Genomic DNA, 24,450 nt, shown 5'->3' with positions numbered 1-24,450 from the left:
CGGCCCAGTCAGCGGCGAGCGGCGCGAGCAGGCACCAGGTTGCCGTCCCTGCGCGCCGTGTGTCCCGCCGTGTGTCCCGCCGTGTGTCCCGCCGTGTGTCCCGCCGTGTGTCCCGCCGTGTGTCCCGCCGTGTGTCCCGCCGTGTGTCCCGCCGTGTGTCCTGCCGCGGCCGCCCCGTCGCCCGGTCCCCACGGCCGAACGCCGCGACCGGCGGCAGAGCGGGACGTTCACACGGACTCGCCGTCAACCCCGGGTGGGCCGCCGGCCTCCGGGTCGCGCCGGCGGAGCGCGGCCACCGCCTCGAGCAGCCCGGCGACACGATCCGCGTCGGCCTGGGTGCCGTCCCACAGGCGCCGCCCCCGCGGCCGGTCGCGACCCGGAGACGCATGCTGTGCTCGGCACACCGGTCGCTGTACCACGCGGCCGCCGCGGGGACGCACCGAGCAGCCCAGGGTGCGGCGCGTGCAGCCACCGTGAGGCAGCCTCCGGACAACCGGCGAAGACCGCAGCCGAAGACCGCAGCCGAAGACCGCAGCCGAAGACCGCAGCCGCGAGGCCGGGCAGTGCCAGCGTGCGGTCCTTCGCCGCGCCCGGCGGGGGAGGTTGGACGGCTCGGACGCATGGTGGAGGGGGCCTATGCCCACGGGTCTCGGCGGCGGTCACGCCCGTGTCACGCGATGCCCCCGCCTCGCCACGGCGCGCCGATCTCCCACAGGTGGATGGGAACGCCGGTACGATGCCAGTGGCGGCGGCGCGCCGCGTCGAGCGGCCGCGAACAGCCGTCGTCGGGTCATGAGGAAAGGGGTTGCAGGATGCAGCGGCACCCTGTCACCCATCACGCGCACGTCGACACACGGCCAGATTCGCTTGACAGCTGCCGGCGTCCGGGGCAGGTTTCGGCGGGACGGCTGTTGCTTGGATACACGTATCGATCCCTCGCGGCCGACCCGGCCGGATGCACGAGGCCTTCGATCCCCGTTGGGACGACGAGATGAGCGACGACACCACCGCGCCAGCCGAACCGCAGAGACACGACCCCGCGAAGGTCTCGACGCTGCGGCGCCGGCCGCGCCCGGCTGGTGTGCTGGACCCGATCACAGCACTCGCGCTGCAGCGGATCCGTGAGGCGCACCCGCACGCGCGCTTGCTCGCGCTGACGGGCTGGACCATGGCTGAGCTCGCGAAGCGCGTGGAGCCGCCGGTGTCCCGATCCCGCCTCGCGGACGTGTTCGCCCAGGCGGAGGCGTACGGTCGGATGTCCCAGGCGTGGGCGGATCGCCTGGCCCGCGCCGTCGGCGTGGAAGCGCCGGCGGTCCTGGAGCTCTTTGGCGTGGTTGAGCCCTCGCGGAACGGCCGCCCCCGCGTGCGGAGGAGCGCATGACCCGCGGACGCGTGTCCGACACGCACCCCACGGGCTCGGACCGGCCGCCGCGGACGCCAGCGGCTACGCGTGGCGCCGCCTCCGGGCCGGCCGTCCCGGTCGGCGTGATCGCGGGGTCGCAACTGGCGCTCCTGGGTCAGGGCGGGCGCCTCAGCGCACCGAGGCCCGCGGCCCCGAGCGCGCCGGCGACCCTGCCCCGCCGCCCCGCGCTCCCGACGCGTACCGACTCGTTCGACGCGTTATTCGTTCCGGCCGACGCCCTCGTGTCGCCGGTGCCGGTGGCGTTTCACCTGTTGGAGTTGGTCCGGCCGCTGCTCTACCCCGACCCGACGGCGGTCCGATCCGAGTACACGGTCCGGTATCCGAACGGCCTGGGCATCAACGTCGAGTTGCACGGGAATACCAAGCTCGGCCTGCTCGCACTCTTCGACCTCGACGTGTATTTCGCCACGCGCGTAATCGCCGCCGACCGCGGCCGCGGGCGCGACGAGGTGCTCTCGGGCGTGAGCCTGCGCGAGATCGGCCGCGTCCTCGGGGTGCCCGCGTCGCAGCAGAATGGGGAGTTCCTCCGCGACGTCATGGCCAGCCTGGACCGGCTGAGTGGGTTCCGGCTCGCGACGGACTTCGACTTCGCGCAGGTGCAGCGCGCCGTGGAGGCGAGCGCCGGGCGCGCCCGGCCATTCCTGCCGGAGGCGCTGCCGCGCCGCGTGCGGCCCAAGCGCCACTGGCACTTCCTCCTGCAGGTCGGGTTGGACGAGGCGGTCGACGCGAACAGCGACGGCACCCGGGACGTGGTCGGCGGCATCCGTTTCGACCCCGTCTGGCTCGACTCGGTCGCGGGCGGCGCGACGGCCTGGGTGGACTTCGCCCTCTACCGGGCGCTCAGCGACCGCTACGCCAAGCTCCTGTACCAGACCGCGCTGGTCCGCATCCTCCGCCACCCGATGTGGAGCGCGCACGAGCCCTGGGAGGTGTCGATCAATGACCTCCTGCGCGCGTGGGGTGTCGCCGACGTGCGCACGCGCACCCGGCGCTTCGTGGCGGACAAGCTCCCGATGCTCCAGGAGAAGGGGGTGTTCGGGGCGTGGCGGGAGGTGCCCGGGCGCGGTGACGGGCACCGGGTGGTCCTGGAACCCGGGGAGCGGCTGCTCGCCGCCCGCACGTATACCGGCGTCCGGGCAGAGGAGCGGCCCGAGCTCGCGCGGCTCGTCTGGGCCCTGCAGCACGGCCCGTGGCGGTTCTCGCTGGCGGAGGCCCGTTACTGGGCCGAGGCGAACCCGCGCGTCGCCCTCCGGGTGCTGCAGCGCGCGGTGTACCTCTGCGACGTCGGCTGGGAGCCCAAGTCCAGCTGGAGCGGCTGGGTGAAAGACGCCCTGAAGGAGGGCTACGAGTTCGAGTTCGACGCGCGCTACGCCGCGTGGCTTGACGCGCGCCTGCGGGGGTATCCCCTGCCGGCGTTCGTCGACCCGCGCCGGCTGACCCGCGGCGACGCCGAGCAGCTGGGCCTGACCGGACGCCCCGCGGCCGCGCCGCCCTCCCCGGCGGCGTTCCAGCCCGTGTCCGACGCGGGGTCCGACGCGGGGTCGGAGGCCGTGTCCGACGACGCGCTTGCGCCAACGGAGGAGCCGGAGGTTTTCGAGCCCACCCTGTGGGGACGCGTGCGGGCGCGGCTCGCCGCCGAACTCGATCCGCGGGTCTATCGGACCTGGTTGCAGGCGCTACGCTGCGGCGACGACGTGGACGCGGAGCGTGGGGACCTCCAGCTCGAGGCGCCGGACGGCTTCTCGGCCGAGTGGATCGGGAAGAAGTTCGCCGACCGGATCGCGGTCCTCGCCGCGGAACTCGGCGGCGCGCCGGTGCGCGTCGTCGTCGGCAGCCCGGCCGGAGGACCCGTCATCCGGCGGGCGGCTGGTGGTGAGGAGGGTCCTGGGTAGATAGAGAAGAGTACAACTCATCACCAACCCACCTACGTCAGGGGGGAGCCGGGGTCCGGGAGGACCGTCCGGCTCCCCCCTGCCACTTTTACCCAGGGCCGCTGCGGTTTCCCAGGCGTGGCGGCGTTGTCCACACCGGCCAACCAGCCCCGGGCGATTCGGCCACTCGCCCCCGCGCCATCCGCGGCCATCCGACCCCGCGGCCGAGCGCCGCGCGGCCAATCAGCCACCCGACCCCGCAGCTGGGTCAAACGAGGCGCGAGCGGCGCCACCCATGCCGCTCGGACCCGCCCGCAGTGGCCGCGCGAGGGCAGCCGGCGACCGAAGCGGTCGCGCGGGACGCCGGGCAGGGGAGCACCGCTGCGGGGTGGCGTGGCTGATTGGCGTCTGCATCCCCGGCGCGCCTGGACAAGGCACGCCCGTGGACAGCGGCTGCTCGTCGAGGGCTGGCTGAGCGGACAGCGGCACGAGACTATTATCCTGCTACAAGCCAATCGGTTACGCAGTAAAGGCGCCGGCGTTCCTTGCATGAGTGGACAGCGGTGCGCTATTCTTGCGGCGGTGCGGCCGGCCGGCGTGGACAGGTGCGGGGTCGGGTGGCCGAAAGCCGTCGTGCCTGCCGGTCGCCGGAATGTGCGGGGCCGGATGGCTGCGCGATGCAGGGGTGGGTGGCCGTTCGGATCGGGACCCACCGGCCGCCGGTTGCCGGACTTCGCTGGTTCGTCACAGTGCTCTCCCACGGTCGACCAGGAGCTTTCCTCGATGCGGCACAGATGAGGCGGACTGTCACGGCCATCCGCCTGCTCCAGCCGGTTCGCGTACGGTCGGCCGGCACCGTGGGCGCCGGATCCGCGTGAGCCGGTGAGCGAGCGGCGCCGGCTCCGCATGCCGCTTCGGCCCGCGCTTCCGCTCGAAGAGCGCGGGCGGGGGGACGCCGCGCGGGTGCTGCCGCTCGGCGGGGTCGCGTCGCTTGCCGTGTCCCCGGACGTCGTCCGGGCGAAGCTCGGCGCGTGGGTGGGCCTGCTGCCGGTGGAGGAGCGGCCCGACCTCGACGCCACGTCGCGGGAGGTGGTGCTCTTGCTCGGCGCCCTGGTCGAGGCCGGGACGGCGGCGCTCGGGGCCGACGCGCTGCCGCCGTGGGAGCGGGGCGTCCCGGTGCCCCGCGAACCCCTGGACCTCCAGCAGCGCGCCGCGCTGTCGCGCGACGCCGTGCGCCGGGCGACCGACCGCGCCATCTCCGCCGAACTGCTCGATCTCGAGCGCCGCGTGGGCGACGAGCTCGTGGTCCGCCTCCGTCCGGACGTCTTTGCGGACGCGCCCGTGGTGGCGGCCGTGGACTGGGGCACCGTGCGGCGGGCCCTCGGCACGCAGGTCTCGCCGGTCGCGCTGCTCCTCGTCCGCGAGATCGCGCGGCGGACGACGCCCGAGCGCCGGGCCCAGGGCGAGGTCGTGCCCATCAGCCTGCGTGAGTTCGGCGCGGCGACGGGCGCCAGCAAGGGGACGATCCAGAAGGCGCTCGCCGCGCTGAACGCCACCGCCCTGGTCGAGAGTCGCACCCGCGACCGGGTCGATTCGTGGCACCGCCTCCTGCCGCCCGCGTTCGGCGTGCTGCCGGCGCCGGTCCGTACCCCGGAACCCGCGGATGCTGGCTCCGTAGGCGACACGCCCGTCGCCGCCGCTTCTGCGACCGCGCTCCCGAGTGGAAGCGGAGGCCGTGCGAGCCCCGCGCGCGACGCGTCCTCGGCCCCGCTCGAGCGTCCCCGAGTCGATGCGAGCGTGCACGACCGACGTGTGCCGTCCGCGCCGGCGCTCACCAGTCGTCCTGCACACCGGCCGCCGCCGTTGGCGACGGGCGATGCGGTCACGGTGTACGAGGTCAGCGGGATCGCGTGGCCCTTGCCGGCCGGCGTCCAGCCTCGGCTCGAGCGCGGCGCGGATGGCGTCCCGATGCGGCGAATCGGGAACGTGCGGATCCCCCTGCGCGGGCCGGCCGAGACCGCCGCGCTGCCGGTTGTCGAGATCGACGGGGTGCGGTGGGAACTGCTCCCCGACGCGAGGCCGCAGTTGGAGCGGGAGCCCGACGGGAGCTTCTGGTACCGCATTGACGCCGAGCGCTGGCCCTTCCGCCCGCAGTAGACCCAGTGCGGGAAGGGCAAGTCGCTGACCTGGTGTGACGTTACGCATCCACGCCGGATGTCTCGTCGGCCGGAGGCACCCGCATCCGAGTCCCCCCGCCCGTACCCCCTCCGATCTGTCGGACGCGGAGTGGGCGCTCCTCGCACCGTTTCCGCCCTGGCCGGAGGCGACTGGCCGGCCGCGGAAGTGACCGGACCGCCTAATCGCCGACGCCACCTCCTCGACCATGACGCCCTCGCCTACTCAACGACGTGGTCTCGTCCGACGGGCGCCCGGCGGGGCGAGGTCCCACCCCACCGGCATTCCGCCCCCACGGGCGCGATGCTCGGCGACCGCCGCGGTCACCAGATCCGCCGCCCAGGGGGGAACATCGTCGGGCTGGACGACCTCGGTCAGGCGGCCCTGGTACAGGCGGAAGAGGGCAGGCGCGGTCGCCACGGTGCGCGTGACGGGGTCGACCTCGGCACTGTTGTCGAACACGGCAAGGCTCCGCAGGCCGGGCAAGAGCCGGCGGAGGTTCTGCGCGCTCCGCACGTAGCGCTCGCGGATCTTCGCCTCCGGGATGTCGGGCCGCCCCGCGCCACGCGGGCCCGCACACGCGCGATATGGCGCTCGGCACTGTCGAGGCCCACGTACCAGAGGTCCACGGGGCGGCCGAGGCCGGTGGCACGCTGGAGTTCCCGCGTGATCGTCTCCCCGCCGAGCGTGGTCTCGAAGGCGAATGCGCCGCCCATGTCCGCGGCCTGGCGAAGCCGGTCATACCCGATCCGCCACGCCCGAGCGTTGGCCTCCAGCGGCGAGAACGAGGGCGCGTCGGCGATCAGCGCTTGAGCGGCCTCGTCCGGGTTGAAGTAGTCGAGGCCCGCCTGCCGAAAGGTCGCACCGGGCACGCTGCTCTTGCCGGCCCCGTTCACGCCGGCGAACACCCGGATGGGCTCCCCCGCCCCTGGGGCAGGCAGCCCGTCTGCCGGGCGAGAGGTCACCGTCCCGTCCGTGCTGCTGGGCTGGCCCCTCGGGCGGTGTCCCCTCGGGTGGTGTCCCCTCGGGTGGTGTCCCCTCCGGCGGCGTCGACCGACCGCACGGCCGCCTCGGCGCGGGCCTCGGGCGTGAAGAGGGCATGGACGTCATGCCCCGACATGCGCGCGTTCTGGACCTGCATCGCCGCATACCGGGCCTCAAGATCAGTGCGCGCCCGCGCCTCAGCCTGAGCCTCTGCGGTGGCCTCGTACGCCCGGAGCGCTTGGTACCGCGCCGCCGATACCAGCACCACCCGGTCGTGCTCGGCCGACGTCAGCACGAGATCGTATGGTCCGTCCGCCTGCTCGACGAGCCGGACGAGCGGCTGGGTCGACGCGTCGAGCGGGAGACGGCGGACCCGGTGCGTAGGCATGGACTCCGCCGGCGCATTCGGCCGTTCGGCGGCAGCCTCCGCCCCCACGAGTGCTTCGACCATCACGTCTCGCATACCGGACACGCTTCCTCCTGCGTACGGGTTCCGACCGGCGCGAGCCTCCGTGGCGTGCCGGCAATACCCCAAGTCGATACTACCCTCGAACACGGCGAGTTGCCCAGCCCGGGCCCGGAGGGGACCCTGCAATCGCCTGAGCAGCTTGCGCCGACAGGGCGGCGCGGCCGGGCAGGTCGAGCTCACGGCGTGATGCCCGAAGGCCCCGGACACCCTGAAGGCCATCGAGCTGCCGCAGCGTGTGGTCGCCTTCGCGGGCGCGGGTGGTAAGACCCTCCTGATCGGCGTATCGGACCAGGCCGATTTGCCCAGCGTTGAACGGCCGGTGCGACACGAGTACAGCTGGGACATCGGCGCCGACCTCAGGGGCCGGCGTGGTGCGTCAGACGCTGATGTGAGCGAGTGGCTGCTCACGGCGGTCCGGCCCTGCGTGTCGGTGCGGTTCGGCAGATGCGGCGTCTGGCCATCAGGCCACGGCGTCCCCGCGGTCCTGGGGGGCACACCATGGCGCGGGGAGTTGCGTGCCGTCGGGCACGCCGGCTCCGCCGCCGTGATTACGGGCAGGCCAGCGCCGCCGACTTTCGGTCACCGAAAATGCCGGGGGGTACCTACCGACGGCGGACGGCGGCGTGGGCGGCGACGCTGGCGCCAGGATGCGGGTGCCCGCACGCGGGTGCAGTCGGTCTCACCGCACCACTGCCCAGCCGCCGGCGTCCGCGGGGCCCGGTGGCGCAGGACCTGAAAGTCAGCCGCTCCGTCGCGCCGATGGGTCACCCGATGGCTCACAGACCGGGCCGTGCTGCGTCGGGCCATTACGCCTACTGATCTCCGTGGACGTCGTCGTGGCGGTGGTCGTGGCGGTCGTCGCCGGCGCGCCGCCTGGGAGGCTCCTGGCGCCGCTCGGGTCCCTCGCGGCGCTCGTCTCGGGCTCTGCGGTCGACGGGGGCGCCGTCGGCGCGGACCGTGCGGCGTACGGTCAGCACGAACACCGAGCCGACGCCTAGCGTGCTCTCGACCGTGAGGTCGCCCCGCATCCCGCGCGCGAGATCCCGGCTGATGGCCAGGCCGAGTCCTGTACCCTCGTAGCGCCGCGCCCGCCCAGTGTCCGTCTGGACGAAGGGCTCGAAGATCCGGGCCGCCTCCTGGGGGGCGATGCCGATCCCGGTGTCGATCACCCGCACCGTGAGGTGATCGCCGGGCGTGGCGTCGGCGATCTGGTCAGACCCCGCGTCGTCCACCTCGATCCGGATGCGTCCCTGTGCCGTGAACTTCACCGCGTTGGAGAGCAGGTTGAGGAGGACCTGCCGGAGCCGCTCCGGGTCCGCCCAGACCTGCACCGCCGCGGGCGGCGCGGCGACGTCGAGCGCGAGCCCCTTGTTGGCCGCCTGCGTCATGACCATCGAGGCGGCATCCCGGATCGCCTCCGCGAGCGAGACGGGCTGTAGGCGGTAGTCGATCCGGCCGCTCTCCAGGCGGGCGAGGTCGAGGACGTCGTTGATGAGCCCCAGCAGGTGGCGCTGCGCGCGCTCGACGCGCGCGAGCGCGTCCCGCTGCGCGCCGGTCACGGCGCCGTGCACCCCCATCTCGATGAGCTGCACGTGCCCGCTGATGGCGTTCAGTGGCGTGCGGAACTCGTGCGACATGGTGGCCAAGAAGTGCGACTTCGCTGTGTTGGCTCGCTCCGCGTCGGCGCGCGCCGTCTCGGCCGCGACGCGGGCGGCGTCCGCGTCGCGCAGCAGCTGGTCCCGCTCCTGCTCGGCCTCACGGCGCGCCGTCACGTCGCGTAGCCAGAGCGTGAACGACCCCTCCGGTCCGGGGACCAGGCGGACGTCGAACCAGGTCCCGAGTGCGGCGCAGAACGCCTCGAACGTCTGGGCGGTGCCGGAGGCCCCGGCGGCGCGCAGTCGCGCCTCGTGCGCGGTGCCCGCCAGTCCGGCGACGGCTTCCCAGAGCACCCGTCCCTCGGTCGCCGAGGGGTCGCGGTCCAGGCGACGGAGCAGGGCCGCGCCCGCTGGGTTCAGGTAACGGCAGCGCCACTCCGCATCGAGCACCGCCACCACGTCCGGCACCGTCTCGAGCACGGCACGGAGCCGCGCCTCGCCGACGGCCGTCGCCGCGGCCGCCTGAGCCGCCGCTTCCGCCGCCGCTTGATCGGCGAACCGGCGCCGCTCCAGCGCCCGCGCGTCCCGCTGCCGCCGGTGGAGCTCCACGAACGCCTCGACCTTGGCCCGGAGCACGTCCGCGTCGAACGGCTTGGCGACGTAGTCGACGGCGCCGGACTGGTACGCCATCGTGATGCGCCGCCGGTCCTCGTCGAGGGCCGTGACGAAGATGACCGGAACGTGCTCCGTCTTCCGCCGCGCCCGGATCATACGCGCGGTCTGCGGACCGTCGGTGCCCGGCATGTCGACGTCGAGGAGGGCCACCGCCAACCGGTCGCCTTCCGCGAGCGCGTGGCGGAGCGCTTCCTCGGCCGAGTGCGCCCGCAGCAGTCGGACCCCGGCGGCCGCGGCGAGCGGAGCCAGGGTGACTTCCAGCGCCAGGAGGTTCTCCGCTCGATCATCGACCAGGAGCACGGCGGGCGGCACGGCATCGGCGGCTGCCGTGGCGGCTGCCTCCCGCGCGCGCTCGACTGGCAGGGGCCGGGGGCGGCGCGCTCCAGCCCGACCATGGCTGAGGGGGACGGTCCGGGGCGGCGTCACGGGGGGGAACGGCGGGGCGTGAGGCGCCGCGCCGCGGACACAGGTCCGCCGCGAGAAGAACGACGCGGGCGCTTTACGATGCCTAAAGGTGACGCGCGCGGCAAGCCGCCGGGATGCTGGTGCCCGGCGCCCCGTCCGGCGCCGTCCACCGCGCCACCTGCCGGGTCGTGCGCCGCGGCGTCACCGCCGGGCCCAGTCCGCCCCGGCGGGACACGCGATGCGCTGGCGCGACCAGCTGCGGGGGCGCCCGCACACCCGCTTTCGGTGACCGAAAGCGGGACGAGATCGGTGGCTCGTCGTTCCACCGTGGCGGGTGGTCCGACCGTGTTCCGAGCGCGGCCGACTCCGACGTGCCGGATCTCCGGGCTCTTGGCGGTCGAGCGGCCGAAGGGTTCGCCGGAGCGCGGCGGTCACCTCAGCGCGTCGGAGGCCCCGCCCTTCGGGGCGGGCGGTTGAGCGCGCAGCGCCCAACGCCGCTGCGGTTGCGTCCCGCGGTCCGTATCGACCGTAGATGAGCCGGCCGGCCACGCCCAACGCCGCCACCCCCGCCACCTCCGCGGCCACGCCGCCGTTCCGGGACCGCACGTACACGGTCGACGCGACGTGCGCCCCGCCGCGCGTGTTGGTTCGCGGGGGCCGCGCGCTGACGCTGGGAGCACCGCGGGCGAGGAGCACCGCGGGCGAGGAGCACCGCGGCGGTGTACCTGGGGGCTGCCGGGCAGTCGGCCAGGATCGCGCCCGCCGGCGAAGGCCCCGGGAGCCCCCGCGCTGCACGGCGGGCGGCCGTCAGTCCGCCAGGTCCGCCTCAATCTCCGCGGCCGACACCGGAATCGGAGCGAGCGCGCGATCCCGCCCGGGGGCGCCCGGTCCGGCGCCCGGCCCGGCGCCCGGCCCGGCGCCCGGCCGAGCGTCGAGGATGCCGCGCGGGCGTGGGGGCTGATGTCCGGCCGTCCGCTCCGCGAGGAACTCCGCCATCCGCGCGCGGTGCGCCGACAGCGTGGCGCCGACCCGGGCGTCGAGTTGTCGGAGCGACAACTCCCAGCCCAACAGCGGGACACGCCCGGGGACCGCGTCGTCGCTCGGCGCCGCGGCGCCTTCGGCCCGCGCGGCTCCCTCCGCTCGCTCGGCTCCCAGGGACGGGGCGCCGCCGCGGGACACCGGGCGGGGAGCCGCCACGAGTCGCCGGAGGCGCTCGATGACCGCGGCCGTTGACGACCGCACGAACGCCTCGTACGCGGCGAGGACGCCCGCCGGGTCCTGCCGCGCGGCGCCCTCGTCCCATGGGAAGACGAAGTCCGCGTGCCAGGCGGCGTGCCGCGCGGTTGCCTCTGCCGGGGACAGGGGGAGCGGATCGAGCGGCGCCTGGTCGGGCGGGGTCGGCACGGGCGCGCGCCAGACGACGACCGAGGCGCCCAGGTCCCGCCGCCGCAGCGCCGGGTGGGACGCCGCCAGCGCGGTCAGCGCGCGTCGGATCGCTGCCGCGTCGCGCTCGCGGCTGACCGCGGCCTGCGCGGCCTTGAAAGTCACGTGCGGGACGCGCAGGGCGGCCCGCTCGTCCGGCCCGAGCGGGCGGAGGGCGTGTCCCAGGCGGCACAGGATCGACACGTACCCGGCGCTCTTCCGGTACTGGCGCGCGATGTCCGCCTGGGACAGCGCGCCCCCCCGCTCGAGCTCCGCATACATCAGGGCCGCGTCGACCACGTGGACCCCGCCGCGCGCGGCCGCCGCCGTCGGGCGCGGGGCCCCCGTGGGGCGTCCCGTGGGGCGTCCCGTGGGGCGTCCCGTGGGGCGTCCCGTGGGGCGGCGGGTGCCCCTCTGGGCACCAGGATCGGCGGCCTGGCCGGCGGCCGCCGGTCGGCTGTGGCGCGACGGGGGGGACGACATGGGGATCGGGGGGCGCGACGCGTGACGGGAGTCCAACCATCGCCCGCGGCGCCCCGTCCCGGGTGCGACGGACGCTTGCTCGATAAAACTGCCGCGGTGCCAGACGCCGCGGGCCGCGGGGCGCGACCGGTCGTCGGGCGGCAACCCTGCAACTGCCCAGCGCACCGGCACTTGCGCGGCCAGCGCGGTGTCAGGGCCAGGCGGTCAGTGGAGGGCAGCCGGGTGGGTGCCGGATTTTGCCGGCGTTTACCCGGTAAAGCAAGGGCGGCTCCCGCCCAAGGTATCGAGAATGCCGTTTTTCGATACCTTGCCGCCAGGAAGGGTGTGGAGTAGCCTCCGGGGCCATGTCGACCCCCCTGTCCCATGCGGTGACCCCGCGGCGGCTGCCCACGCCGGTGCCCACGCCGGTGCCCACGCCGGTGCCCACGCGTGTGTCCGCACCCACACCTGCGCCCGGTCCGAGCGCCGAACGGGAGCCCCCGCTCCCCGGCCCGGCACCGCGCGGGGCGTTTCCCCGTGCGCCGCACGCCGAGGTCGCCCGCGTCGCCACGCCCCTGGCCGTCCCGGACTGGCGCTCCGCCGCACCGCAGACGGCCGAGCTGACGGCCGCGTTCTTCGCGCGGTTCGCGGGCACGACGCTCCGCACCTACGAGAGCAAGCTCGCGGCGTATGCCCGGTGGCTCGGGGTCGCGCTGCCCGAGCTGCCCGGCGTCTTTCTCGAACGCGGGGGGACGCCGTCACACCTCAGCGTCCAGGCGTGGAAGGCATACCTGCGGGACGAGCGCCGCCTCGCACCGTCCACCATCAACGGGCACCTCGCGGCGATCCACGCGGTCGTCGCGTTCCTGCGCGAGGCGGGGCTCTGCGACTGGCGCCTGCAGCTCCGGTACGAGAAGGCGCGCGGGTATCGAGACACCCGGGGCCCGGGGCTCAAGGCCCTCCGGCGCGTCCTAGCTGCGGCGGCGGCGGCCGAGGATCCCGCCCGGGCCGCGCGTGACGTCGCCATCGTTCGGCTCCTCACCGATCTGGGCCTGCGGCGCGGGGAGCTGGTGGCGCTCGACCTCGCGCACGTGGAGCTCGGCGATTCGGGCATGCCGGCGGCGGTGCACGTCCAGGGGAAGGGACACACAGACCGCGAGCCCCTCACCCTGCCGCCGAAGACCGCGGCCGCGCTGGCGGCCTGGCTCGCGCACCATCCGACCGCCGCCAGCGCCGGCGCGCGTACCGCGAGCACCGACGCGGTTCGCGCCGCTCCACTCTTCACCGCGCTGGACCCGGGGGCCGGGCGGCTTGGGCGTCGTGGGCAGCCGCGCGAGCTCGGGGCGCGTCTGACCGGGCTCGGCGTGGCGAAGCTGCTAGCGGCGCTGGCGCGTCGAGCGGGGGTGAAGGGTACGGTCCGCCCGCATGGCGTCCGCCACACGGCGATCACGGCCCTGCTCGACGCCGGGCTCCCCCTCCGCGACGTGCAGCGTTTCAGTCGTCACGCGGATGTCCGCACGCTGGCGGTCTACGACGACAATCGTCAGAACATCGCGGGCCGCGTCGCCGTGACGATGAGCGAGCTCATCTGAGACCCGGTTGAGACCCGATCCACGACAGGTCCGCGCGTCGCCCTTTCGGTGACCGAAAGTGCTGGTGGCTCGACACGGAGTACGCCTCGCATGGCGGCTTCCTGTCGCGGAAGGAGGCAGACGCTTATTCTTTCGTCGTTTCGGCGTTTACCGAGCACGCCCGTACTCACGAACCGCGCGAGGCGTCTGCCCGCGGTGCCAGCGCAGACCCCTCCGATGCCCGATGCCCCCTGTTGCTTGCGGCGCGCCCGCCCCGTTCGAGCGCATGACTTCATGCTGACCTCATGCGGACGCTGACCATCGTCGGGGCGAAGGGCGGCACGGCGAAGACCACGACCGTGCTGAATCTGGCGGCCGCCCTCGCCGCCGCGGGGTACCGCGTCGGCGTCGCGGACTGCGACCCGCAGAGCACCGCCACGCTGGGCATGCGGCGCCCGCCCGTCGCCGACCCGCTGCGGACCGCCCCCGCCGCCGTCGAGAGCGCGGGCTGGCCGGACGGCTGCCTCCTGCTCGCGGGCGGCCGCACGCTCATCTCGGCGACTCGTGCCGAGGTCCGGAACCACCTCGCCCGACGGGAGCTGCGCGACCAGCTCGACATCCTGCTGGTCGACACCGCGCCCGCGGTGAGCGAGAGCGTCCTCGCGGCGCTCGACGTCGCTGACCTCGTCGTCGTGCCATTCAAGCCCGAGCCCTACTCCCTGCCGGGCCTGACGGACATGCTCTCGACGGCCCGGCACGTCAAAGCGGGCGCGCGGCTCCGCGCCCTCGCAACCATGGTGCAGGAGCGGCGTGGCGCGACGGCGCGCACGCTCGCCAAGGTCGAGAGACAGTTCCCCGGCACGCTCTACCGCACGCAGGTGCCCGACGACGCCGCCGTCGTCAACGCCAGCGAGAAGTACCTGAGCGTCGTCGCCCACACGCCGCGCAGCCGCGCCGCCAGCGCGTACCAGGCGGTGAGCGCCGAGATCGCGGGCGATCTCGGGCTGAAGCGACCGAAGAAGACGACCACCACCGCCGCGTCTGCGGCCGCGTCTGCGGCCGCGCCGTAGGAGCGCCCCGTGAGTCCCAAGACGCCGACCCCCGCCAAGGGCCGTGCCGCCTCTCGGTCGTCCGCGAGCGCCACGGCTGCCGCCAAGACGGTCGAGGCCACGCCGGCAATCGAGGGCGCGCCGCTGAAGGTGGGCCGCGCGAAGCGCAAGTTCGCGGATGCCGACGATGGGTTCGACCCGTTCGCGGTCGGCAGCAACGTCGCCGACTACCTCGGCCAGTTGGACCCGAGCGGCGAGGCGGCGAAGCCCGACACGCACGTGCCGCTCGCCGACATCCGGCCGTTCCCCGGGCAGCCGCGCCGGCACTTCGACGCGACCGCCATCGAGGACCTGGCGGCGAGCATCGAGCGCGAGGGGCTGATCAACCCACTGACGGTGCGGCCCGCGCCGTCCGGCGGCGGGTACGAGCTGATCGCCGGCGAGCGCCGCTTCCGCGCGCTCTCCCGACTCGCGGCGCGCACCGAGACGCCGGCGATGATGGTGCCGGTGGTGGTCAAGGCGGTGAGCGACCTCCAGGCGCGCGCGATCACCGCGCGCGAGAACCTGGACCGCGAGGATCTCTCGAAGTGGGAGACCGCGCTGGCGTACCGGAACGTCGCCGAGGTGCTCCGTGAGGAGCGCGGCGAGGACCCGGGGTACGAGGTGCTCTCGGACTACATCGGCCGCGCCATCGGCGTGGTGCACGAGTACATGACCATCGCGCACCGCGTGGACGAGGCGCTGCTGACCCGGGCCGGGTTCGCGGATGCCGAGGGACGCCCGGACTACGGACGGATCGCGCGCCTCAGCAAAAGCGTGCTGCTGAAGGCCGCGAAGGCGGCGTCGGATGACACCCGCGTGGCGCTCCTCGCGCGCGAGGCCGACCGCCTGCGGCAGGTGGCGGCGGACCCCACGCCGGCTCGCCGGAAGGCCGGCGTCCTCGACTCGCAGCAGGTGCTGGCGGACCGGTATTACGAGGAGGGCGGCTTCCGGATCAACCTCCCCGGGGCGCTGAAGAAGGTCTCGCCCCAGGACGCGGCGAAGTACCTCGACGCCATGCTGCCCGCCATCAGCTGCCTGGTCGACCGCGCGATGGCGGAGGAGCCGGGGCACGTCTTCGCGCGTCCGGCCGGTCGGGGATACGTGGTCTACGTGCCGACGGTCGAGGGGGAGCGTCCGGACGCCGTGGTCCGCGCCGCCGCGCAATGGCTCGCGGCGCACGTAGGGGGTCCAGTGCCGGAGGCGGTCGGCCCCACCCCGGCAGGCACCGCCGATCCGACGGGTGCACCCGATCCGGAGACGGGGGCAGCGACGACTGACCGGAGTGTGCCGAATCGGAGTGCGTCGCGCGCGACGGCACCGCGGCGGGGCGGGTGATCGGCACGCCCGGGCCGCGGCCAGTCACGCGGTGTTAGGTAGCGCGCCCGGATCCGAGCGACTGGGCCGCCGGCGCCGAGCGGCCGAGCGACGGCAGCCACCCGAACCGCCGACGCACGGGCTCGCGGACGTGCACGAGCGTGAACGTGTCGTAGCCGTTGTAGATCGTCTCCGCCACCATGCGCTGCCGCTCGCGCCGGAGGTCCGTGAGGTCGAACTCCTCTTCCACGATGGGTGCGCCGCCCGGGTTCACGACCGCCGCCGGCGCCGACGTCGGGGGGAACACGGCGTCGAACAGGCGGTCGCCGAACTGCCGCAGGTACGCCCCGTTTGCCACGCCGTAGCACAGGCGGATCTGCTGGCGGCCCGCGCTTGTCCGCTCGGGACTGCCGACCACCAACGCGGCCGGGAGGTCCTGCTCGGCGACGTAGTGACGGGCGGTGGCGTTGAGTGATGTCCCGTAGCGCGCCGCGAGCGCGGCGAGATCCTTCGCCTCGAGTCGACGCCCGCGCTGCCAGCGCGCGAGATCGTCGACCTGGAAGAGGCTCAGGGCGGCGAACCGGTTGGCCTCCGCCTCGAACACGCGGCGCACGTCGGGCTGCAGCGCCCACTCGGGCGTGATGACGAAGAGCGCGTTGTGCCACTCGAGGACGTCGTGTGCCACCTCGTGGTGGTACAGGAACGTGCGGCGGTGGGGGTGCAGCGTCGCGTCGACGTAGACGTGTCGGGCCTGGAGGTCCAGAATCCCCCGCACCCGCCCCCTGATCCGGTGCAGCGCCCGCCGGATCGCGCGCGGGAGGAAGCGGTTGGTGTCGAGCGCCTCTCGCTCCTCCGTGGTGAGACCGCGGTAGTCGAGGAGGCGGTCCAGCGGCGTCGGCGGATCGTAGACGTCACACGCGTCCAGCATCCGCCGGACCGCCGCGCGGATCTCGTCGTCGGTCTGCTCGAGGAGCGCGCCGCAACTCCGGAGGCGCACCGGCTACGCGCCGCCCGCCGCCGACGCGCGAGTGCGCGCGGCATTGCACGTCCCCCGAGCGCGCGTGCGGGGCACCGCCACGCGCGCCGTCGTCCCTGCGCTCACCCGTGTCGTCACCCGCGGTCGGGGGTGTCGGGACCACGACGGCTCGCCCGGCTCCGGGGCGCTCGGTCGCCGGCGGCGCGCTCGCCTCGCGGCGTCTCGCTCGCGGACGGTCGGGCGGCCGCGGCGCCTGGGGCAGCGGCCGACGGACCGGGAGCCGCCTGGCGCCGAGCCCGCAGGAACTCCGCGTACCGTTCGATGTCGGCGACGTCCTCCGGCGCCAGCCCATCCGCGGAGAGCGCGATGCCGGACGCCGGCGGCGGGGTGGGGCGGCCGGGGAGGCCCGCCGAGCGGGTGATGCGGGACGCGCCGGCCCCGCCGTGGTGGGCCCCGGAGGCGGGCGTGCTGGGGTTCGGCACGAAGTACCCGGCCAAACGCATGAGCTCCGCGTAGTCGAGGCGGTAGGCCTGTGCGAGGTGGTACAGGTGGTTCGGCGAGGGCTGCTTGACGCTGTCCGACTCGAGGAGGCTCAGGTAGCCGTTCGAGACCTTCCCCTCGGTCGCGCGCTCCACGTCGCGCAGCGAGAGCCCGCGCGCTTCGCGCGCGGAGCGTAGCATCTGCCCGAGTGATGGCATAGGGTGAGTGGTAGGAGGGGCGCTTTACTTGAGAAGCAGAGAGAACCTAGCGACGAGGTGCTTCGGGCGTCAAGCGAGCAGGTGCCGGCATGGCAATCACTTAGCGCGTGCGTGCTCGGCCGCTTGACACGCAAAGCGGCCGCTTTAGATTTCAAGCACATCCTCGGTCGTCCTCGGCCGGCTCTTCTCTTCTTGCGAACCCTCGTATGTCGACGCTCCAGCAGCCCCACTCCCCCCCTGGTGGCCCGAAGAAGTCGGCGGTCACCGTCATCTACAACGGCGTGTCGACGGAGGTCGACGCGCAGCCGCAGGCCGCCGTGCAGGCGCTGCTCAACCACGCGCTGCACGCGTTCGGCCTGCAGGGCCAGCCGAACTTCGCGCTCTTCACCGACGCGAACGTGCAGCTCGACCCGAACCGGTCGCTCCGCGACCAGGGCGTGCCCGACGGGGCGACGCTCATCCTCCGCCCCCTGCAGGTCCGCGCGGGCGGTTCCACCGGTCGTCCCACGTCGGGGCGCCTCCTGTGAGCCACCGTCCCAGTGTGTCGCCCGCCGGCATGGCGGGCGGCCCTGGGCCGGTGGGCCCAGTCCTCCCTGCGCATCTCGCGGCGCAGCCGCCGGCGGTCGCCGCGCGGTCGCCCCGTCCGGTCCCCGGGTTCGACGCCGACGCCGCGGTCCGCGTCCCCAAACGTGTGTTCCAGGAGACGTTCGACATCCTTCGCCGCTGCGGCGGCAACTGCCGCGAGTGCGCCGTGCTCTGGGTCGTCTCCTGGGACTCGCCCGACACGGTCACTCGCGTCGTGCACCCCACCCACCGCGCACGCGCCGCCGAGGTCGAGATCGATCCGGCGTGGCTGACCGGATTCTTCGTCGAGCTCGCGCAGCGCGGCGAGGGGATCCGCGCGCAGGTACACAGCCACCCGGGTCGCGCGTTCCACAGCGCGACGGACGACGCCTGGCCCGCGATTCACACCCCGGGTTTCCTGTCGCTCGTCGTTCCGCGATTCGCGCAGGGACCCGCGGGGCTCATCCACACCTACCTCGCGCAGATCACGTCAGGCGGCGGCTGGCGGTCGCTGCCGCCGGCCGATTACCTGGAGGTGCGCCCATGACGCCCGACATGCCCGTCATCCCACCGGGGGCGCTGCCGGGCGCGCCGCAGGGCGTCGGACGCGCCAGCGCTGGCGCTGGTGGTGTTGGTGGCGCCGAGGTGGCGCTCGACCGCACGGTCGTGTTGATGCGCGACCACGTGGGCTCGGCGGCACCGGACCGCGCGCTGGTCGACGCGCTGCTCGGCGTGCGCGTCCTGCTCGTGGCGGACCGCGCGAACTTGGCGACGGCCGCGGGCCAGACCGCACTCGTCACCACCGGCCTCCTCGCCGCCCGCTCGGGCGCGCAGCTCGTGTTCGACCTGCCGGACGTGCCGCGCCGTGGCGCCCAACCGCCACTGACGGGCGACCGGCTCCTCGGCGCGCTGCTCGAGACGACGGCGGACCTCGTTCCCGGGCAGACGGCGCTGGAGGGGCTGCCGGGCGGCGTCGACGCCGACGTGGCCGTACTGATCGGCGACACGCCGTGGGTCCCGGGCCGCCACCGCGCCGCGCTCGCTATCCGGCTGTCGGGGGACGCGTGGACCGGCGCCATCGCGCCGGCGGCGATGGGCGGCACTCGCTGGCGCGACGAGGCCTCCCCGTTCGGCGCGCTCGCGGCCGGCGGGCTCGCGGCCGGTGAGGCGTTCAAGGCCGCCATGCGGACGCTCGCTCCGGCCGCCCTCGCTCCGGCGGTCTTCCCGCGCTTCTTCGCGCCCGTCGCATCGGCGTCGGTCGCGCTCGCGCCGCCGGGGACGCCCGCGCCGTCGCCCCTGCTGGGGGCGGTGGACTTCGTGAGCGGGGGGGCGATTACCCAGGCCGCGCTCTTCGCGCTCGCACGGATCGCGGACGTGCGCGCCACCGCGCGGGTGATTGAACCGGACGTGAACGACCTGACGAACGTGAACCGGTACGCGCTCCTGCGGCGTTCGCGCGTCGGCCTGCGGAAGGTAGACGACCTCGCGGCGCAGGCTGCGGCGGAGACGCTGGGCGGGATCACCGTCACGCCCGTGCCGCTGCGCTACGACGAGACGACGGAGGCCGTGCTCGCGCCGCTGGCGCCGGCGGTGCTGGTCGGCGTCGACCACATCCCCACCCGTTGGGCCGTGCAGCGGGCCGTGCAGCGGGCCGTGCAGCGGGCCGTGCAGCGGACGCGCCCGTCGTGGCTCGGCGTCGGCGCCACCGACCACTACCTCGCGGTCGCCTCCTTCCACCGCCACGGTACCGCCTGCGCCGGCTGCCTGCATCCGACCGACGCGGCGGGCGGCGGCGTGCTGCCTACGCTCGCCGTGGTGTCGCACTGGGCGGGGCTCTGGCTGGCGGCGCTCTTCGCGCGGTATGCGGCGGGCGTGCCGGCGCCGCTGTCGGCGCAGAGCGTCTTCAGCGCGATGCTGCAGCCGGACTCCTCGGGTGCCGTGTGGGCGGCACCGGTGCCGCACCACGACGACTGCCCCGTGCGCTGTCGCGCGGAGAGCGCGTGAGGCCGATCAGGCCGGTCGTGCGTGCCGCTCTGGAGCCCACGAGGCGCTGCCGGCCCATCCGGCGCGCACGGCGTCCACCCGGACGTGGACGAGTGTCACGCGTCGCGTTGCTGCCTCGTCCACCCGCCCGGTATGTTGCTCGTACCATGACAGCCGCTCCCCACCCCGAGCGCGTGGACGAGACGACGGCCTTGCCGCCGGAACTCGTCCACCTCGCCCGCCTTGCCCTTGCCGGCCGCCGCCAGGACGTCGAAGCCGTGGTGCGCCGGATCGCCCACCGATACCGCGTGTCCGCGCCGGCGATTGCCGGCGAACTCGCCCAACTTCTCCGGGACCTCCCGAGCCCGAGTTCCCCTGTGCGCGGCGGGGCCGTCGCGGCGGTGCCCGTCGACACGGACTCCCGCCTGGACCTGCTGCGCGTCGAGCCGGTGCCGGTCCTCGACCACGAGCCCCTCTGGGCGCCGCCCGTGCGTGCCGCCCTCGAGCAGCTCGTGCGCGAGCGCCAGGAAGCCGCCGCCCTCGACGCGGCGGGGCTCACGCCAACGCGCACGGCGGTGTTCTCGGGGCCGCCGGGTGTGGGCAAGACCCTCGCGGCGCGCTGGGTCGCGCGCGCGCTCGGCCGACCGCTGCTCATCCTGGACCTCGCCGCGGTGATGAGCAGCTACCTCGGTCGCACGGGGGCCAACCTGCGGCACGTGCTCGACTACGCGAAGGGGGTCCGCGGCGTGCTGCTCCTCGACGAGATCGACGCGCTCGCTAAGCGGCGGGACGACGCGCAGGAGATCGGGGAGCTCAAGCGGCTCGTCACCGTGCTGTTGCAGGAGGTCGACGACTGGCCGCCGAGCGGGCTGCTGCTCGCGGCGACGAACCACCCCGACCTCCTCGACCCGGCGGCGTGGCGTCGATTCGACGTGCGCGTCGAGTTCCCGATGCCGACCACGCGCCAGGTGCACGCGCTGGTGCAGCGCGCCGCCGAGGCGGCCGGCCTCGCGTCCGGCGCGCTCGTGGACGCGCTCGCCCTCACGTTCGCCGGCGCGTCGTTCTCCGACATCGAGCGCGATCTCCTGCGCGCGCGTCGCGGCGCCGTCGTCGCCGGCGAGCCATTCGCGCGGCACGCCGTGCGCCTGGTGCAGGAGCACGCGGGAGCGCTCGCGCGGGCGGACCGTCAGCGGCTGGCGGGGGCGCTGCGGTCGTCCGGCCTCTCGCAGCGTCAGGTGAACGAGCTGACCGGCGTGAGCCGGGACACGCTCCGCAAGCTCGAGCGCACGCCAACCACCCCCGACGCGGTGTCCCCGTCGGCTCCACGCCCGGTCCGCGCACGCGGCACCGACCGCCCGGAGGGGCTGGCGGCGCGCGGCGGGACTGCCACCGCTCCCCCCAGCCTGCCGCCCAGCGCCCCCGCGAGTCGGCCGCCCCGGCGGTCGGCAGTCACGCGCGGCGCGCCACGGCTCCCGTAGGGTCTTGTAGCTCCTGGAGGCCCAGACCCGCGCCGGCGGCCGTTCGCGAGGTCTTCGCGGCCTGTATCGCGCTCCATCGTCCCCCCGTTCTTCTTGCCCGCGCCCGCCCATGCCGGACCGCCAACGCCCGGACCGTCCAGAGCGTCTCAACTTCCTGCTCGGCTTCGGCGAGCGCTTGGTCGAACCCATCGCGGCGCCGCGGAGCGTGCCGACGAAGCGGCACCCGTACACGTTCGCCGAAGCGCGCGCCCGCCTCGCCCCGCAGGCGCAGGCGGCGGCGCGCGCGCTCGACGCGCTGCCGGAGCGCCTGTGCCCGGGGGACGAAGCGGTCGCCCTGCTGACGCTGCACCCGGCATACATCGCCAAGAGCTTCTACCCCTCGCGGCTGTTGCGGAGTGCCGGCCTGGACCCGCTCGGCGGGCGCGCCCGGACGATCACCCCGGAGCGCCACACGCGGGCGGGGGCGGCTGCGCCGGAGACCACGTCGGAGCTCTTCGTGGCGGGGCCGCGCGTCCACTTCCGCGCGCTCGCGCGCGCGCTCGGCGAGTGGACCGAGGACACGCCGGGTGCCGACGACTTGGTGAAGATCGAGGAGATCCGCGTCCAGCCCGCCGCGGAGCGGGTGCAGCCCCTCCGGTCCGCCGCCGACATGCCGCTCCTCGAGGTCGTCGTGCACGCGCGCGCGGGCGGGGACGGCGACGGCATCCTGCAGGCGTTCACCCGATTCCTCGCGGGGCTCGACGCGCAGCCACAACTGGACGAGCGACTCTACGCCGAGGGGCTGTGCTTCCTGCCCGTGCGCGTACCGCGCGTCAACGTGCCGGCCGTCGCGGACTTCACGTTCGTGCGGGTGATCCGGGAGATGCCCACGCTGCGTCGGATCGACGTGTCCGGTGTTGCGCCGGCGGACAGGGACGGACCCGACGGGGACGGACCCAACGGGACTGGGCGCGGTGGCGCGCGTGGCGCGGTGCGGGGGAGTGGGGTTCCCCCGCGCGGGGCTGCGCGGGGGGGCACTCCGCGGGGCACGAGCGGGGGCTCGGCGGCGCGCGCGGGGGCTCGCCCGCTGGTCGGTCCGGTGCCGGAGTTGCCCGCCGCCCCCGCGCACGACTCAGGGGTCCAGGTGGCCGTGTTCGACGGCGGCGTGCCGGCGCGCGGCCCGCTCGCGCGATGGGTGCGGGAAGTCGTCCCACCCGGCACCGCCGAGCCCGCGCCCGACCTGGTGCGTCACGGGCTCGGGGTGACGTCCGCCCTGCTCTTCGGCTCCCTGCGGCCGGGCGAGGCGGCGGCCGTCCCATTCGCCACGGTCGACCACGTCCGCGTGCTGGACGTCCACACGGCGCAGGACAACCAGACCCAGTTCTTTCCCGTGCTCCGGCGGATCCGGGACACCCTGCTCGCGCGCGACTACCAGTTCATCAACCTGAGCCTCGGACCCGACCTCCCGGTCGATGACAACGAGGTGCACGCGTGGACGGCCGTGCTGGACCCGCTCTTCGCGGCCAAGGAGATCCTGGCCACGGTCGCGGCGGGGAACAACGGCACGCTCGACCGGGCCGCGGGGCTCGCGCGGATCTGTCCGCCGGCCGACGCGGTCAACGCCCTCACGGTCGGGGCGTGCGGGTCGACCACACCCCAGTGGGCGCGGGCGCCCTACAGCTCGGTAGGGCCCGGGCGGCGGCCCGGCGTCGTGAAGCCGGACGTGCTGGCGTTCGGCGGCAGCGCCGAGGAGCCCTTCTACCTGCTCGCGCCGGGCGCCCAGGTGGGGGCGTCCGCGCTCCACGCCGACGCTGGCACGAGCTACGCGGCGCCGCTCGCCCTGCGCACGGCGCTCGGGATGCGGGCGCTCTTCGGCCCTGTGCTGCGGCCCGTGGCGATCAAGGCGCTGCTGGTGCACGCGGCGGAGCCGGTGTGCGCCGATCCCACGCTCGAGCAGCGCGCGGAGTGCGGATGGGGGCGGCTGCCGGCGGTCCTCGACGAGTTCGTGCTCTGCGACGACCACACCGCCCGGGTCGTGTATCAGGGGCAGCTCGAGCCCGGGTCGTGGGTGCGGATGCGCATCCCGGTGCCGGCACCCCCCATCGCCGGGCTGGTGACGGTGAGTGCGACCTTCTGCTTCGCGGCGGCCACGGACCCGCATGACCCGGTGAACTACACGCGCAGCGGGCTCGAGGTGCGGTTCCGCCCGGACGCCGACCGGCGCGAAGACGAGCAGCAACGCGACGCGGACACCGAGCCGTTCTTCCAGCCCCGGGCGTTCTACCTCTCGGAGCGGGAGCTCCGGCGGGACGCGCACAAGTGGGAGACGACGCTCCACCGCACGCGGCGGCTCCGCGGTACGCGGCTCCGCGACCCGGTCTTCGACGTGCACTACAACGCGCGCGTCGGCGGGCGCAACGCGCCGAGTCTCTCGCGGAACATCCCGTACGCGCTGGTGATCACCGTGCGCGCCCCGAGCGAGCCGCGCTTCTACGACCGGGTCCGGCAGCGCTATCGCACGGTGCTAGAGCCGCTCCGTCCGGTGACGCAGATCCCGCTGCGCCTCGGCGCGTAGCGCGCGGCTGCCGTCGGCTGCCGTCGACTACGGGCGCCTCGGCTGGGGGCGCGGGCCTGCCCTACGCGCGGGCTGGTGGCGGTGTCGTTGCGGTGCCTTGGGCCCGGCGCGTAGGCGCACCACGTCTCTCCTGATGCGTCCGCTTGTGCGATAAAGCAGAAGCGGTTTTGTGCTTGATGTTCTGAGCGATATTGGCTATATATATAACCATTATCGCCGATACTCGCCGACAAGTGCTATCATGCTGTCCTTTGGTCATACCTCTCCCGATGAGCTGTCCGGCATCCTGGCGCAACGCGTCCGGGCACGACGGCTCGAGCACGCCTGGAGCCGGGAGGAGTTGAGCGCCCGGTCCGGCGTCGCGCTCGCGACCCTGCGCAAGTTCGAGGAGACGGGCAGTATTTCACTCGGCCGACTGTTGCGGCTGCTCGACGCGCTCGGCGCGCTCGACGAGATGGCGCGCGTCCTCGCGCCGGCCAATCCGACGCGCGGAGTCGGCGCGTTTGAGGCGTTCGAGGCCGCGGTCCCGCGGCAGCGCGGCCGCACGACGCGGCCGCCCCGGCAGCCCTAACCTCGGGTGGAGCGTATCGTGAGCGCCGCGCGCAGCGCGCCCCACCGGATAGCCTGCGTGGCCCGGCCGCCCGCCGTGGCGGCGACCCGTGCCGCTGGATCCCAACCGCCGCAGCTGCGGCAGCTGCCGCAGACGGGACGAGCGCCCGACCGGCCTCCGCGGCCGACTG

General features: G+C 74.6%; 17 protein-coding genes. 12 read left to right on the top strand and 5 right to left on the bottom strand.

The window, feature by feature from the left end; all coding sequences use genetic code 11:
- Positions 1 to 955: 955 nt before the first annotated feature.
- The 3 genes from rosag_RS23715 (at position 956) to rosag_RS23705 (ending at position 5,451) form a co-directional block, all read left to right on the top strand.
- A complete protein-coding gene (locus rosag_RS23715) occupies positions 956 to 1,381 on the top strand; it encodes a hypothetical protein (RefSeq protein ID WP_284352666.1) in 426 nt (141 codons plus the stop codon).
- 263 nt (positions 1,382 to 1,644) lie between these two features.
- Positions 1,645 to 3,315, top strand: coding sequence for a DnaA N-terminal domain-containing protein (locus rosag_RS23710; RefSeq protein ID WP_284352665.1), 1,671 nt, complete (start codon positions 1,645 to 1,647; stop codon positions 3,313 to 3,315).
- Between the two features lie 861 nt (positions 3,316 to 4,176).
- Entirely contained in the window at positions 4,177 to 5,451 is a 1,275-nt protein-coding gene (locus tag rosag_RS23705; RefSeq protein ID WP_284352664.1) for a hypothetical protein, read from the top strand.
- 979 nt (positions 5,452 to 6,430) lie between these two features.
- Here the strand turns inward: rosag_RS23705 and rosag_RS23700 are convergent.
- The 3 genes from rosag_RS23700 to rosag_RS23690 all read right to left on the bottom strand — a co-directional run bounded on the left by rosag_RS23700 (position 6,431) and on the right by rosag_RS23690 (position 11,319).
- Complete coding sequence (locus rosag_RS23700) at positions 6,431 to 6,904, bottom strand: hypothetical protein (protein ID WP_284352663.1); 474 nt, start codon at positions 6,902 to 6,904, stop codon at positions 6,431 to 6,433.
- An 830-nt stretch (positions 6,905 to 7,734) separates the two neighbouring features.
- Positions 7,735 to 9,492: an ATP-binding protein gene (locus rosag_RS23695; protein ID WP_284352662.1), complete on the bottom strand. Its 1,758-nt coding sequence runs from the start codon at positions 9,490 to 9,492 to the stop codon at positions 7,735 to 7,737.
- 912 nt (positions 9,493 to 10,404) lie between these two features.
- Positions 10,405 to 11,319, bottom strand: a complete 915-nt coding sequence (locus tag rosag_RS23690; RefSeq protein WP_284352661.1) for a hypothetical protein — start codon at positions 11,317 to 11,319, stop codon at positions 10,405 to 10,407.
- 527 nt (positions 11,320 to 11,846) lie between these two features.
- Here rosag_RS23690 and rosag_RS23685 point away from each other — a divergent pair.
- The 3 genes from rosag_RS23685 to rosag_RS23675 all read left to right on the top strand — a co-directional run bounded on the left by rosag_RS23685 (position 11,847) and on the right by rosag_RS23675 (position 15,478).
- Positions 11,847 to 13,073, top strand: coding sequence for a tyrosine-type recombinase/integrase (locus tag rosag_RS23685; protein ID WP_284352660.1), 1,227 nt, complete (start codon positions 11,847 to 11,849; stop codon positions 13,071 to 13,073).
- A 284-nt stretch (positions 13,074 to 13,357) separates the two neighbouring features.
- A complete protein-coding gene (locus rosag_RS23680; RefSeq protein WP_284352659.1) occupies positions 13,358 to 14,122 on the top strand; it encodes a ParA family protein in 765 nt (254 codons plus the stop codon).
- Between the two features lie 9 nt (positions 14,123 to 14,131).
- A complete protein-coding gene (locus rosag_RS23675) occupies positions 14,132 to 15,478 on the top strand; it encodes a ParB/RepB/Spo0J family partition protein (protein WP_284352658.1) in 1,347 nt (448 codons plus the stop codon).
- A 34-nt stretch (positions 15,479 to 15,512) separates the two neighbouring features.
- On the opposite strand, the gene rosag_RS23670 is transcribed toward rosag_RS23675, so the two are convergent.
- Both rosag_RS23670 and rosag_RS23665 read right to left on the bottom strand, forming a co-directional pair.
- The gene (locus rosag_RS23670) at positions 15,513 to 16,454 is read right to left on the bottom strand and encodes an ImmA/IrrE family metallo-endopeptidase (protein WP_284352657.1); all 942 of its coding nucleotides are present in this window, start codon (positions 16,452 to 16,454) and stop codon (positions 15,513 to 15,515) included.
- Between the two features lie 113 nt (positions 16,455 to 16,567).
- Positions 16,568 to 17,131, bottom strand: a complete 564-nt coding sequence (locus rosag_RS23665) for a helix-turn-helix domain-containing protein (RefSeq protein WP_284352656.1) — start codon at positions 17,129 to 17,131, stop codon at positions 16,568 to 16,570.
- 206 nt (positions 17,132 to 17,337) lie between these two features.
- Between rosag_RS23665 and rosag_RS23660 the strand changes: the two genes are divergently transcribed.
- From rosag_RS23660 to rosag_RS23635, 6 genes are all read left to right on the top strand, one after another.
- Positions 17,338 to 17,658 (top strand): DUF2604 domain-containing protein, encoded by a 321-nt coding sequence (locus rosag_RS23660; RefSeq protein ID WP_284352655.1) that lies wholly within the window; start codon positions 17,338 to 17,340, stop codon positions 17,656 to 17,658.
- A 164-nt stretch (positions 17,659 to 17,822) separates the two neighbouring features.
- The gene (locus rosag_RS23655) at positions 17,823 to 18,242 is read left to right on the top strand and encodes a hypothetical protein (protein ID WP_284352654.1); all 420 of its coding nucleotides are present in this window, start codon (positions 17,823 to 17,825) and stop codon (positions 18,240 to 18,242) included.
- A complete protein-coding gene (locus rosag_RS23650; protein ID WP_284352653.1) occupies positions 18,239 to 19,699 on the top strand; it encodes a ThiF family adenylyltransferase in 1,461 nt (486 codons plus the stop codon). Before rosag_RS23655 ends, rosag_RS23650 begins: the two co-directional genes overlap by 4 nt.
- A 380-nt stretch (positions 19,700 to 20,079) precedes the next feature.
- Entirely contained in the window at positions 20,080 to 21,156 is a 1,077-nt protein-coding gene (locus tag rosag_RS23645; protein WP_284352652.1) for an AAA family ATPase, read from the top strand.
- A 109-nt stretch (positions 21,157 to 21,265) separates the two neighbouring features.
- A complete protein-coding gene (locus rosag_RS23640; protein WP_284352651.1) occupies positions 21,266 to 23,710 on the top strand; it encodes a S8 family peptidase in 2,445 nt (814 codons plus the stop codon).
- 169 nt (positions 23,711 to 23,879) lie between these two features.
- Positions 23,880 to 24,281, top strand: a complete 402-nt coding sequence (locus rosag_RS23635) for a helix-turn-helix domain-containing protein (RefSeq protein WP_284352650.1) — start codon at positions 23,880 to 23,882, stop codon at positions 24,279 to 24,281.
- The last annotated feature ends 169 nt before the right edge of the window (positions 24,282 to 24,450 follow it).

The organism is Roseisolibacter agri, assembly GCF_030159095.1.
Lineage (GTDB): Bacteria > Gemmatimonadota > Gemmatimonadetes > Gemmatimonadales > Gemmatimonadaceae > Roseisolibacter > Roseisolibacter agri.
The sequence above is the reverse complement of the archived record's forward strand: the minus strand, read 5'-3'. Positions and strand labels throughout refer to the sequence as shown.

What these genes read in the sequence shown, in the direction of transcription:
- rosag_RS23660 (WP_284352655.1), top strand. Translation starts at nt 17,338, where the DNA reads ATGTCGACGCTCCAGCAGCCCCACTCCCCCCCTGGTGGCCCGAAGAAG.
- rosag_RS23640 (WP_284352651.1), top strand. Translation starts at nt 21,266, where the DNA reads ATGCCGGACCGCCAACGCCCGGACCGTCCAGAGCGTCTCAACTTCCTG.
- rosag_RS23680 (WP_284352659.1), top strand. Translation starts at nt 13,358, where the DNA reads ATGCGGACGCTGACCATCGTCGGGGCGAAGGGCGGCACGGCGAAGACC.
- rosag_RS23665 (WP_284352656.1), bottom strand. Translation starts at nt 17,131, where the DNA reads ATGCCATCACTCGGGCAGATGCTACGCTCCGCGCGCGAAGCGCGCGGG.
- rosag_RS23715 (WP_284352666.1), top strand. Translation starts at nt 956, where the DNA reads ATGCACGAGGCCTTCGATCCCCGTTGGGACGACGAGATGAGCGACGAC.
- rosag_RS23685 (WP_284352660.1), top strand. Translation starts at nt 11,847, where the DNA reads ATGTCGACCCCCCTGTCCCATGCGGTGACCCCGCGGCGGCTGCCCACG.
- rosag_RS23700 (WP_284352663.1), bottom strand. Translation starts at nt 6,904, where the DNA reads ATGGTCGAAGCACTCGTGGGGGCGGAGGCTGCCGCCGAACGGCCGAAT.
- rosag_RS23650 (WP_284352653.1), top strand. Translation starts at nt 18,239, where the DNA reads ATGACGCCCGACATGCCCGTCATCCCACCGGGGGCGCTGCCGGGCGCG.